We start from the raw sequence: 12,674 nt of genomic DNA, 5'->3' as shown, positions 1-12,674 counted from the left end.
TCACACAGTTTGTTTTTAACACGTATTCAACGGTTTAAGGGGGATTACTGATGGCTGGACATGGCAACTCGCAAGCGTCGTCGAACGGGCTTGGTCTGGGACTTGGGCTCGGTCTTGGTTTGGGCAATGGTCTTGGGCTTGGCAACGGCCTCGGCTTGGGCAATGGTCTGGGGCTGGGTAACGGCCTGGGATTAGGACTTGGCAACGGGCTGGGTTTGGGCGCAGGTCAAGGACTTGGCCTGGGTCTCGGCAATGGTCTGGGCCTCGGCAACGGTCTGGGGCTGGGTAACGGCCTGGGATTAGGGATTGAGGATAACGGCTATCTTCTGGGCAATGGCGCAGACGCCGGCATCGGCATTCTGCGCAGCTACTACGCAACGCCCAAAGAGCTGGGACTTCTGCCCTGGACGCTGGATTTCAGCCCGGACAACAACGGTGGCGATCCCTTCCCGCTGTCGATGATCATCACACCCTATCAGATCCCAAAGGCCAAAGGCACACCGCCGCAACCGCAATACCCTATCGCGCTGGAATGGATCACCGAGGACTGGGATCCTGCTCTGCGGTTCTGGGCGCTGCCATTTGACCCCAACCTTGGGGAATGGCTGCGTGCGGCGGACAGGTCCGAACCCGGCACCATGGCAGCACTGGAATTCGCATCGCAATACCAGAACTGGCATCCCGCCCATGTCGGCGACCGCTGGCTGGAACAAAACGATCTGCGTTGGCGCTATGTCCAAACCGGAACCCCAACGGACTCTCAGGACGCCGCCAAGGAGGCCTTTGAGATCATCGTCGCCGAGCTGGAAGTGCTCAAGATGTATATGGAGGATGATCGTCAGCAATATATGGTCGAATGCGACATTCAGGCCGATGGCCTGCCGGCCTATCTGATCCATTTTTTGGGGGCCAACAGCTTTGATCACCCCTTCACGCTGAAGCTTATTGATCTGGGACTGGCGGTCGGCAATGTCGCCTATATGAGCTACAAAGCCCATTACAAGCGGGTCCGCCCCTCAATTCTGCGTCCGGGGCTAACCGTGCCATTTGGTCCGCCTGCCCATCCTGCCTTTCCCAGCGGCCACGCCTTTCTCGCCCATTTCCTGTCGCTGCTACTGCTGGAGGTTCCGGGCATCGCACAGCGATTTGGCGTGGTGAGGGGCTATGAGTCCGATGGCACGGGAACCAATATCCAGATCCCGGCAGGCACTCTGATGCGCAAGCCGACCTATGACGATCTGCTTGGCACCAACGTTATCGCCTCGCCGCTGCTGACCATGGCCAACCGGATCGCGGTGAACCGCGAGCGGATCGGCGTGCACTACCCGTCGGATTCAACCGCGGGCCGCCATATCGCGGCGGGGATCTGGTATTGCATGATGGACCGCGCGCCGGTTGATCCGAACGCCGGGCCAGTCCCCTGGGCACATCTCAATGTTCCGACGCTGCACCGTATCCTTGACAAGGCCAAGACAGAATGGCCGACACCGTGGATTTCGAGCGAAATCGCCTGAGCTCCGGGACCTCTTGGCTCCCGACTCTAGCCGATCATGTGCAGGCCCAAATTGTTGTCACAGGCGACCAGATCGACAAGGGCCTGCACCGTCTGTGGCGGGGTTTCGCCTGCGCCGATCTGCGGCGCCAGTCCCGCTGCGGGGTCGGTATTGGCGCGGTCATTCACATGGGTCAGCTCATAGAAAAACACCAGCTGCAGCCCTGCGGGTGCTGCATTGCGCGTATCTTTACAGAGCTGCGTGATCTGCTGCGCGTCATTCTGCGTCAGATCCGATGCCGCCTGCTGATCCGGGCCGATGTCACAAGGCCCCAGCGCAAGCGGATGCGGACTCCAGAGGATGCTTCGGTCCATAATCTGCAAGATCGGTTTATCGTTCAGGACCCAGCCGCCCCAGACGCGCAGCCCTGCACCCTGCGCCGCGACCGTTCCCCGGTTACCGAGATCCGGCACCAGTCCCGGCATTACCCAATCAGCATCCTGCGCCCAGTGCAGAGAGACCGGCAGATAGCTGCCGCGCCCCACTGTCAGCGGACCATCACCGGTTGGAAAAACATCGGCGCGGCGATCGCGGATGTAGATATCCACCACCGGGGCCGCTCCTGCCTTGCTGCTGATCTTCTCCGGGTTCGCCGGAAACATGCCCATGGTTTCAAAGGCCCATCGTGTCACCTTGTGCGAGGTTGCCGGCTGCCACTCCGCCCCGCCTCTGGGCAGCGGAACCAACGCCGGGGCACCCCAGCCTGCGGCTTCCATCCCAACCTCCAGCATTTCAGCGCGCGACGGCGATTGCGCCAGACCTGCCATTGCCTGCAGCAGCAGATACAGCGTCATATCGGAGGCGCGGGTGCGTTGCCCCCAATCGGCGTCGCTCCCTGCCAGCGTATCGCCGCCAAGCGCGCGGTAAAGCAGGAAACATGACGACGACAGGATCTGCTCCGTCAGATAGGCCTTATGCTCGGTGCCGGACTTGGGCGGATCCTCAACAACCGAGCGGTTCAGCAGACCGTACCAGCCCCAGCCCATGGCCGGGGTGCGATCATGCCGCCGTGGCGCAAAGACAAACGGGAAGGTCCAGCCCCGCATCCGTGCATCGCCCGGATAGGCCGGGCTGGACAGATCCGACAACGGGTCAAAGAAAACCGCCGCCATGGAATCGCCGGCGCTATGGGCGAAATCGAACTCAAGCTGCCCGATCCGCGCCGCCAGCAGGTAATGACCGAATTCATGCAGCATCCAGCGCCCGCTGCTGGCGATGCCCAGCGGCTCCAGCTGGCTATCTGGCGTCCCCGGCTTGACCCTGGCCCAGCGGTTGAGATTGGCCAGCGCCAGATGCATGTCGATGCTCGGTTTGCTCTGCTGGGCGGCATCCGGCGCCACGTCGTAACGCACCTGCGCGTTGATTGTCCGACCGCTTCTGCCGGGTCCGGGCACGACGCCCGAGCGGTAATGCACGGCCAGCGGTCCGTCCGCCGTCGCAACATAGGCATCCGGTGCCAAACCCAGCCCGCTCATGCTGTCAAAGAACACCGTGCTATGCCAATAGGCGCTGATTGCGGTGGACAGGTTGCGGCGTGGCGGCACATCTGACACATCCATCGGCGGCAGCGGCTTGGGCAGATCGCCGTGACCATCACCCGGCACAAAACGCGGGCAATTGCGCACCACATAGGCCGGTCGCTGCATCTTCATCCCCAGATCCAGCTTAATCGCGCGATTTTCGCGGAACAGGTCAAGGATCTTGTCCGGCCGCGTGGGGCGGCGCCAGGACAAGGGCGGCGCCGGGTGCCCGCGCCAATCCGGTGGCGGCACCGGGAACACCCGCACAAATGGCTCCAGCTCGGGCACCCGGGGGCCACCACCTGCCACTGCATGGCTCACCAGCGGCACCCGCGTCACCGACACGACTTCGACGCTGTTCTGAGCGAGGTCCTGCAACCGCAGACGCACCGTCAGCCGATAGCTGAGCGGCGCGCCGCGCGTTGTCTCCTGCCCGCGCGCCAGCAGGACCAGCGTCATCTCCCAGGCCCCCGCAGCGACATTGTCCTGTTCCGCCGAAAACTGGATATCCTGCAACAACAGCGACCGCGCCTCCACCCCGGCCTGTTTGGCGATAGTTTCCTCAAGCATCGACATCATGCGCGGCGCTGATACGACCGGGGGCGCCTCGCCGCCCGTGTCGCTGTCCGCAGCATCATCGGTGGTCGACGCCGTCGGCAAATCGCCGGTATCCGTGGCGGCCTGCGGTTCGGCCGTTGCAGGATCATCTGCCGCCTGAAACCCGATCGGAACGCTTGACAACGGCTGCGCCAACCGGCTCAGAATGGACTGTTTTTCGTCAGCACTGCTGTTGGCCAGGATCGCCGACAGCGCGCGATTTGCACCGCCCGGGAATTCAGCTGTCAGACCACGGATGATCAGATCAAAGCCGCGTGTTGTCTGGCGCACCTCAACCGGCACCCGAAATCCTGCTGAGGGAAACCGCATCAGGAACGACGAGAGCAATGGGTTCTCGATCCCCTCGGTCGCGACCAGGATCACGGTGCCCGGCATCGCACCCTTCGGATTGCGTGACATGTTCCAACTGGCAATCTGCCCTTTCAACCTGGTCGACGGCCCATCAATTTCCGGCCAGATATCGCACCAGTGAAGCAGGCTTCCAGCGGAGGCGACACCTGCAATCAGGTCCAGCATCGGGTCCGCCGCGCCCAGAGGCGGAGTTGTCGCGTTCACATAGGCTCTCAGGTGTTTCAGGTAATCGGCCGCCGCGCCGGTCAGCGCAGCCCGATTGATCGGCCCGTCAGCTGCCCCGACGGTGGCCTCTGCGACATAGGGGGCCGTCGGATGTGAAATCAGCCGCGACGGGCGGCGCGAACCCGGATACTGCCGCTCGTACCGCAGCCAGGCCTTCACCGTGCTGCTGGCAAGATTTGCCGACGGCGGCCAACGTCCCGGAAATGTCACTTTCGCCATATCGTCCCCCTTCGAGCACACGCCCTTGGCGATACTCTGTCTGTGTCAAAATTATCGCTCGACACCCTCGGGGATGGCCCATTTGCGGGGGAACACCGCCGCACTCAGCCGCGCGGTCCCGCCTCTTTGGCTCTGGTATTTTCGATCTCGTCTCTCCTGCAGAGATTGGCTTGTCCAGCCGCGTCTCCCGACACCCGCAGCGCCGGTCGCTTTGCAAGATCAAAAGATCCCCATCCGGTAAGCCTACCACAGTTTCGATGCAGAAAGTAGCCGCGCGGCAGCACGCCCCGTATCGCCGGACGACGGAATATTGATGGCCATCACGCGGCGCAGACCGCCAATCGCCCCAGCCCTGCCACGGCCCAAAACCCTGCGCGATCGAGCTGTCAAAAAAATGCAGCCGAGGGCATTTTTTCTCTGGACGGGCCAGAATGCACGCCATATATCAGCCTCACATTCCGGCGTAGCTCAGCGGTAGAGCAGTTGACTGTTAATCAATTGGTCGTAGGTTCGATCCCTACCGCCGGAGCCAAAGTTTCCAAGGGCTTAGCGTTCATTCGCTAAGCCCTTATTTGGTTGATGTCGGGATTTTTTACGGTGTCATCGCGTCGATATTTCGCGATAATGTCGGCCGCCCTGCGACGCCCGGCGCAGGTACCGTCCGGGCCGAGCGGGGCTCACCAATGTCCGGGCCAAAGCACCGCCTTAGCGGCACACGGATGGGTGATCGGACCGGTTTTTTTCAGGTGCGCACTGTGCTCAGGACAACAGCGGTGTCGGCAATTGTTTCAACCCTGACACATGGCCCAACTGCAAGGCGCCCATGGGCAACAGACAGGCCTGAAGCGCGTGGTAGATATCCGGCTTGCCGGTAAAAATCGTCTGCGTCACCTGCCCCGCCTGGTCAATCTCGGGATACCAGCCACCGCGCTCTTCATCAATGAAATGGGCCTGTGCAAAGCTCCAGAGGCGGCGATACCACAGCTCGTCCTCGGCCCGGGCGTCCAGCCTGATCAAAGCGGCAACCGCGCCAATGGCCTCGGTTACCGGCCACCAGAAGCGGTTGGTCATCGCAACCTTACCCTCAAAGTCAAGCGTATAGGCAAACCCGCCATCCGGCAGCCAGGCGTCCGCCAGGGCCCGCTCGATCAGCTTCCGGGCGCGGCATGGAACGCCTGGATCCTGCCGTCCGGCCAGATCCCAGTGCTGCAACAGCAGCCGTCCCATCTCAAAGGAATGGCCCGGCGTGGTGCCCGCAGGCCGAAACATCGGATCACCGGCATAGGCGCGATCAATCTGCCACTCGTCGGTATAATGCTCTGGCAGTCTCCAGCCGTCTTGCCCGGCGATATCACCGACAAAAAAAGCCAGAATATGCCCCGCTCGCTCCAGGAACATCGACTCGCCGGTGGCTTCGTAGGCTGTCAGCAGCGCCTCGACCCCGTGCATATTGGCGTTCATGCCGCGATAGGATGAAAACGGCGTCCAGTCCCGGTTCCATTCATCAGCAAAGCGCTGCGCCTGCGGTTCCCAGAATCTGTGGTCCAGCACCTCGGCGACATCCGACAGCAACGCATCCGCACCTGGATGCCCGGCTAGCTTGGCAGTGGAGGCCGCCAGCAGCACGAAGACATGCCCATAGGCCAGTTTGCGATCATCAGCGACCGTGTCGCCCTTCATCGCCCAAAGATACCCACCATGGACGCGATCGCGATGATGACTGTTGAGATAGGCGATGCCATGGTCAATGATCCGGTCGGCACCGGCATAGCCGCAGATATGCGCCAGCCCGTAGGAATGCACCATACGCGTGGTTGTGTGCAGCTCCTGTGTGTTGTCCGGCAATGGCTGACCGGCGGCATCAAGGGTATGGAAGCCCGGTCCCTTGCCGAGACTCGCAGAAAAGAAACCCAGTTGCCGACGAGCATCCGCTATCAGAAAAGCGCGGTGATCCGGGTCGTCCAGCCAGAAACCGGCTGCATCCAGCGCTCCGGCAGGGTTCGGCGTGACCATGGCTACTCTCCTTTGTGTCGCACGTCAGGCGGCGGGCCGGATGGCCCTGCCATTTGCGTTGAAGATATGAGCATTCTGCCGCTGCACCCGCAATCCCAGCCGATCCCCGTTTCGGACCGGAATATTGCCATGTTTGCGCACGAGAAGCGGCCCCAGCCCATCGACATTGGCATAGATGTTTGTGTCCGATCCCAGACGTTCAACCACATCTGCAACCGCAGTCAGATCCCCCTCACCCGGTGCCACCACATCCAGATGCTCCGGTCGGATTCCCAGATCCACAGCTGCGGCGGTGTCGCGCAGATGATCCAGCGTCAGCATCATGCCATTGCGGGCCATCACCCCGCTATCGGCCCCGGATACCGGCAATATGTTCATCGTGGGAGAGCCGATGAACTGCGCCACGAACTTATTGGCGGGCCGCTCATAGAGATCGAGCGGCGATCCGACCTGCTGAATATCGCCTCCATTCAACACCACAATGCGGTCCGCCAGCGTCAGCGCCTCGACCTGATCATGAGTCACATAGATCATCGTGGCGCCCAGTTGCTTGTGCAGCCGAGCAATCTCCAGCCGCATCTCCACACGCAGCGCCGCGTCCAGATTGGACAGCGGCTCATCAAACAGGAACGCGCGCGGATCGCGGATGATGGCGCGCCCCATGGCAACGCGCTGGCGCTGCCCGCCCGATAGCGCCTTGGGCAAGCGATCCACCAGTTTCGACAGGCCTAGGGTTTCGGCGGCCTTGGCGACGCGCGATCTGCGCTCCTCTGCCGGTTCCTTGCGGATCTCCATGGAAAACCCCATGTTCCGCGCCACATCCATATGCGGATAAAGCGCGTAGGACTGGAACACCATGGCAATGTCGCGATCCCGTGGCCGCACGTCATTCATGCGCTGCCCGTCGATCTCGAAATCGCCAGACGTGATCGGCTCCAACCCTGCGATCATCCGCAGAAGGGTAGATTTGCCGCAGCCTGATGGCCCGACCAGAACGATGAATTCACCGTCCTGAATATCAAGATTGATATCGCGCAGCACCTCAACAGCGCCATAGCGTTTCGCAACATCTCTGAGTTCGATCCGTGCCATGATCCGGCCCCCTATCCTTTGACCGCGCCGGACGTGAGGCCCTGCACCAGGTAGCGTTGTATGAAAATGAAGAACAGGCAGCTTGGCACCAGCGCCAGCACGCCAGCCGCCATCATCTGCCCCCAGTCCACCGAGAATTTCGACACGAAGGTCAGCAGCCCGACCGGGAAGGTCATCGCGTCATTTTTTGAGATCAGCATCAGCGCAAACAGCAGCTCGGACCAGGCGGCGGTAAAGACAAAACCAAGCGTCGCCCCCAGCCCCGGCAGGGTTAGCGGAAACACCACCGTGCGCAGCGCCTGAAACCGGGTGCAGCCATCCATCATCGCGGCCTCTTCCAGATCCTTTGGGATCCCGTCAAAGAAGGATTGCATGAGGAAGGTCGCAAATGGGATGTTGAAGGCGGTGTAGACCACGATCAGCGAGGTGAGCGAGTTCAGCAGGCCCAGATCAGCCACGATCTTGTAGATCGGCGCGATGATCATCAGCAGCGGGAACATCTGGGTGATCAGCATCACGCCGATGATGATCCGCTTGCCCGCAAAGACAAATCGCGAGAAGGCATAGCCCGCCCCGGCCGCAATCAGCGTGGTGAAGAACGCCGTGCCGAGCGAGACTGTCAGAGAGTTGCGGAAATAGGCCAGGAACTCGGTCTCAAACAGCACGGTGGCGAAATTCTCGAACGTCACTGCACTGGGCAGCATCCGCGTGCCCTCGGAGAAGATCAGCGCATCGGGCGTAACGGCGATTTTCATCAGCCAGTAGAGCGGAAACAGCGCAAAGCCGAGATAGAATGCGATGGCGGCATATTTCCCAAGCGCAAGCGCTGGATGACGTCTGGATGAACGCGCGATATTAGCCATGGTGATCCTCAGATCTTGACCAGCCGTCTGCGCATCCACAGCAGGATGACAGCATAGGCCAGAAGGATGATCAGCAGCGCCACCGCAATGGTCGAGGCATAGCCGAAGTCCAGTTTGCGGAACGCGGTGGTAAAGATGTAGGTGGACAGGATCTGCGTTGAATTGGCCGGACCACCCCCGGTCATCACAAAGATCAGATCGGCAAAATTGGCGATCCAGATGGTGCGCAGCATCACCGTGATGGCAATCATTGGCGCCAGGAACGGCAGGGTAATCTTGGTAAAGCTCTGCCACGCGCTGGCGCCGTCGATTTCGGCAGCCTCGTACAGCTCACCCGGAATGGACTGCAGCGCAGCCAGCAGCGTGATGGCGAAAAACGGCACACCAAACCAGATATTGGCGGTGATCGGCCCCCAGATCGCCAGATCAGGATCACCCAGGATATTGTAGGGCTCCGACAGCACCCCAAGCGCGGCCAGCCAGTGCGGGATCGGTCCGATCACCGGGTTGAACAGCCAGGCCCATGTCAGGGCTGACAGAAAGGTCGGCACCGCCCAGGGCAGAAACACCAGCGCTTGAAACAGCTTCTTGCCAAAGAACTGCGTGTTCAGCAGCATCGCCAGCCCCAGCCCGAGAAAGAACTGAAAGAAGATCGACCAGAACGTCCAGAAGAAGGTGTTCTCAAGCGCGATCCAGAATTTGCGATCCGTCCAGAGCTTTTGATAGTTTTCAAACCCGACCCAGCCAGTGTCGAAAGGATTCAGCAGTTCAATGGCCTGAAACGAGTAGGACACCCCAATCACCAGCGGCATCAGCATGACGCTGCCGATCAACAGGATCATCGGCGACAGGTAGAGAAACGGCTCAACCATATAGTGCCAGTAGAGCGAGCGCCGTGCCCCGGTTCCCCCGGGCACGACGTTTTTTTGGGCGCGCGCAATCACTGCTTTGCCTGCCATTTCGCATATTCGCCGGTCAGGAAATCCGCCCATTCATCGGCCAGATCCTGTGCGCTGCGCTGACCAAGAAGCGCTTCCTGGCTGGTTTCCAGAACCACCGTGCTTGCAAAATAGCCCCATTTCTCCAGAAAGGTCGGCATGGTGGTCGGCTCATACTGCTCACCGTTCAACTCCTTGAACCAGCCTGCAAATTGCTCGGTCTGGAAATAGGGATCCTGATCGGCGCCCTTATGGACCGGGATCACACCAACTCGCTTGGCCCAGGTGCCATTGGCCTCAGGTGCAGACAGCGCCGCCACCAGATCAAAGGCCTCGTCCTCATGCTTGGTCGCATTGAAGATCGACCAGCCTGCAAAACCGATGGTCGGGAATGCCTTGCCGGAGGGGCCGACAGGCATCGGGATCACCGCAAAATCCTCGGCTGGCATCCGCTCCGAAATCGCGATCAGCGCGTCAGGATCCTGATCGAGGAAAGCGCAGGTGCCAGAATAGAAACCGGCGACGATCTCATTGAAGCCCCAGCTGACCGCATCCTTCGGGGCATAGCCCTTCTGGTAGAGATCAAGCATGAACTGGATGCCCTCGACCGAGCCTGGCTCATTCATGCGGCTCTTGCCATCATCGGTGAAGAAGTCATTGGTGCCGTTCATCGCAGCCGCCATCATCACCCAGCCGTTGGTGCCACCCGGACCACCGCGCAGGCAGTAGCCTGACTTGCCGTCCAGTTCCGATACCGCAGCCGATGCCGCCATGAAGTCTTCCATGGTTTCGGGCGGTTCGACACCGGCTTCGGCCAGCAGTTTCTTGTTGTAGAACATCGCGCGCAGGTAGAACCCGTAGGGGATCATGTAGAGATCACCCGCCTGGCTGCCCATTGCGATCGTCTTGTCTGTCAGCGTTGCGCCATGCTCCCAGTCGGCGACATGATCGGCGAGGCTTGCCAGCTGGCCGGAGCCTGCATAAAGCGCCTGCCAGGTGTCGGGCATTTCGACAACATCGGGGATATCGCCGCCGGCAACCATGGTCGCCAGCTTCTCAAACGCCTGCCCCCACGGCAGGCTGATGATTTCGACGGAAACATCGGGATGGGCGGCCTCGTAGCCGTCAACGATGCTCTGCAGCACCTTGGTGCGTTCCGGGCTGGTGATCACCTCAACCAGCTTGAGCGTCGTCTCCGCGTAGGCGGCGCTGCCCATCAGCATGGCCGCCGTCGTGATCCCTGTCAGAATTTTTTTCATGTTGTCCTTCCCCTTGTCGTGTGACGGTGCACACGGCCCTGTCAGACCGTGCTAGTCGCGAGGGCGGATGTGATATCCGCCCACAGGTCCTCGGCCTCCTCCAGCCCGAGGTTCAGCCGAACGAGGTTCGGCGAAACTCCAAAACGTTGCATCGAGTTCTCTTCGCCGATCTGCGCAAGCCCGACGCGGGCCGGCAGGATCAGGCTTTCAAATCCACCCCAGCTGACGCCCAGCCGGAAATGGGTCAGCGCGTTGGCAAATGCCGGGATATCCACGCTGTCATCAAATTCGACCGACATCAGACCGGACCGCCCGGTGAGACCCGGCACGTCGTTTGGGCCCGGAGAATGCACCCGGCGCACCTGCGGCAAGGCCGAAAGACGGTCGATAAAGAGCGTCGCCGTGGCCTCGTGCTGGCGCATCCGCACCGCCAGCGTGCGCAGACCTCGGGTCAGCAGAAACGCCTCGAACGGCGCCAGCTTGCCACCCAGCAACGGCAACGTGAGATCACGGATCCGGTCGATATTCGCCTGCGAAGACACCACCACCCCCGCCACGGTATCGGAATGGCCGGAGATATATTTCGATGCTGAATGCAAAACGATATCAATGCCTTGGGTCAGGGGTTTTTGAAACACAGGGCTGGCCCAGGAATTGTCGATCATCGTCAGCACGCCATGCCGTTTTGCATGGGCTGCAACCTTCATGAGGTTCAGAGGCTGGAACACCACCGAGCTGGGGCTTTCCAGATAGGCCAGCCGCACGCCCTTGAGCAGGTCCGGCTCCTCTTCCAGCTGCCTCGGCGCGTAATAGTCGATTTCAACCCCAAAGGGCCGCAACAGCCGTTCCATGAAACGATAGCTGTCGGGGTAGACATGTTCGACGCAGGCAATCCTGTCACCCGGTTTCACAAAGGCAAGAAGCGTCGAAGAAATCGCCGCCATCCCGGAGGCAAATCCGCAGGCCGCCTCGCCCTGCTCGGCCTTTGCCATCAACCCCTCAAAAGCCGCCACCGTCGGGTTCTGGACCCTTGTGTATATCGCCGTATCGCTGCGCCCGGCCATGCGATCTTCAAACGCTTCGTAGCTGTCAAAACTGAACAGCGATGTCTGTACGATCGGCGGGGTGATCGCGCCGTTGCGATCCTCCAGAACAGCCGCCATCAACGTGGCCAGGCCCAGGTCCTCAGTCATCATGTCCCTCCACCATCGCCTGCATCGACTCGCGGATCTCCGCTTCGACCATGTCGAGAATGCGCTCCATCACTTTCATCGCCTCCTCCTCATTGCCCGCGACCACCGCTTCGGCCAGCGGCAGGTGCAGCGGGATCGAGGATTCCCCCAGATGCGGCTTGCCGAATGGCGCCTCGTAGACCTCGTTGAATCCATGCTGGATCTGCTGGATCAGCTGACCGAACAACGGGTTGCCGCAGGCCTCCTGCAGGGCTTCGTGAAACCGGTAATCGGAGGCGCGCCAGTCCTCTCCGGCACCGTGAATCGCGATCAACTCGGTCACACGGCCCATGATGATACGGGCGCTTTGCGGGGTGATGTTGCGGGTTGCCAGGCGGACGGTTTCCAGTTCCAGCGGGCGCCGAACCGCATGGGTTCGCATAAGGCTCTCAGCCTCCAGCTTGACCATCACCGGCAGATGGATGGCATTTGACACCACCTCCGTCGCCAGTCGCGTCCCGGCCTTCTTGTTGCGGGTCACGATGCCCATGTTCTGCCAAGCGGTCAGCGCCTCGCGCACCTTGGACCGGCCTACGCCCAGCTGACGGGCGATCTCCACTTCTGGCGGCAGGCGATCGCCCACACCCAGCCCGTCAGCCTCAATCATGCGGATCAGCGCTTCAAGGACATCCCGGCTAGTGCTGCGCGCCGGAAGCGGCGCCATGTGATGGGATGTCTGGTTCGGATCACGCGCTGCCATGCTGTGCCTTTCATGCGATCTGGCGCTGGCCAGACCCGGTTCCTGTCACAGCATGGCAATAATGTCGGACATTATCAACAGTATTGTCGGA

The 12,674-nt window shown here is 61.0% G+C and carries 9 protein-coding genes and 1 tRNA gene; 2 read left to right on the top strand and 8 right to left on the bottom strand.

Annotated features, from left to right (window positions below; all coding sequences use genetic code 11):
* Positions 1–50 precede the first annotated feature (50 nt).
* Positions 51–1,514 (top strand): phosphatase PAP2 family protein, encoded by a 1,464-nt coding sequence (locus VWZ81_RS05250; protein WP_416542250.1) that lies wholly within the window; start codon positions 51–53, stop codon positions 1,512–1,514.
* 26 nt (positions 1,515–1,540) lie between these two features.
* Here the strand turns inward: VWZ81_RS05250 and VWZ81_RS05245 are convergent, their stop codons facing one another.
* On the bottom strand, positions 1,541–4,486 hold the full coding sequence (locus tag VWZ81_RS05245; protein ID WP_416542249.1) for a hypothetical protein: 2,946 nt from the start codon (positions 4,484–4,486) through the stop codon (positions 1,541–1,543).
* A gap of 457 nt (positions 4,487–4,943) precedes the next feature.
* Here VWZ81_RS05245 and VWZ81_RS05240 point away from each other — a divergent pair.
* Positions 4,944–5,018, top strand: a tRNA-Asn gene (locus tag VWZ81_RS05240).
* Positions 5,019–5,245: 227 nt separating this feature from the next.
* On the opposite strand, the gene VWZ81_RS05235 is transcribed toward VWZ81_RS05240, so the two are convergent.
* The 7 genes from VWZ81_RS05235 to VWZ81_RS05205 are packed head-to-tail and all read right to left on the bottom strand — an operon-like array spanning position 5,246 to position 12,583.
* On the bottom strand, positions 5,246–6,499 hold the full coding sequence (locus VWZ81_RS05235; protein WP_416542248.1) for an AGE family epimerase/isomerase: 1,254 nt from the start codon (positions 6,497–6,499) through the stop codon (positions 5,246–5,248).
* Positions 6,500–6,523: 24 nt separating this feature from the next.
* Positions 6,524–7,591 (bottom strand): ABC transporter ATP-binding protein, encoded by a 1,068-nt coding sequence (locus VWZ81_RS05230; RefSeq protein WP_340545673.1) that lies wholly within the window; start codon positions 7,589–7,591, stop codon positions 6,524–6,526.
* Positions 7,592–7,602: 11 nt separating this feature from the next.
* Positions 7,603–8,454, bottom strand: a complete 852-nt coding sequence (locus tag VWZ81_RS05225) for a carbohydrate ABC transporter permease (RefSeq protein WP_416534881.1) — start codon at positions 8,452–8,454, stop codon at positions 7,603–7,605.
* 8 nt (positions 8,455–8,462) lie between these two features.
* Positions 8,463–9,413: a carbohydrate ABC transporter permease gene (locus tag VWZ81_RS05220; RefSeq protein WP_340545675.1), complete on the bottom strand. Its 951-nt coding sequence runs from the start codon at positions 9,411–9,413 to the stop codon at positions 8,463–8,465.
* Positions 9,395–10,651, bottom strand: a complete 1,257-nt coding sequence (locus VWZ81_RS05215) for an ABC transporter substrate-binding protein (protein WP_340545676.1) — start codon at positions 10,649–10,651, stop codon at positions 9,395–9,397. The genes VWZ81_RS05220 and VWZ81_RS05215 overlap by 19 nt, the downstream gene beginning before the upstream one ends.
* 41 nt (positions 10,652–10,692) lie before the next feature.
* Positions 10,693–11,844 carry an aminotransferase class I/II-fold pyridoxal phosphate-dependent enzyme gene (locus tag VWZ81_RS05210; protein ID WP_340545677.1) on the bottom strand — a complete coding sequence of 384 codons (1,152 nt, stop codon included), beginning with the start codon at positions 11,842–11,844 and terminating at the stop codon, positions 10,693–10,695.
* Positions 11,837–12,583, bottom strand: a complete 747-nt coding sequence (locus tag VWZ81_RS05205) for a FadR/GntR family transcriptional regulator (protein WP_416542246.1) — start codon at positions 12,581–12,583, stop codon at positions 11,837–11,839. The genes VWZ81_RS05210 and VWZ81_RS05205 overlap by 8 nt, the downstream gene beginning before the upstream one ends.
* Positions 12,584–12,674 lie beyond the last annotated feature (91 nt).

Origin of the sequence: Phaeobacter sp. JH20_34, from assembly GCF_048056095.1 — a bacterium.
Classification (GTDB): Bacteria; Pseudomonadota; Alphaproteobacteria; order Rhodobacterales; family Rhodobacteraceae; genus Phaeobacter; species Phaeobacter bryozoorum.
This window is presented reverse-complemented; position numbering and strand designations above follow the sequence as displayed.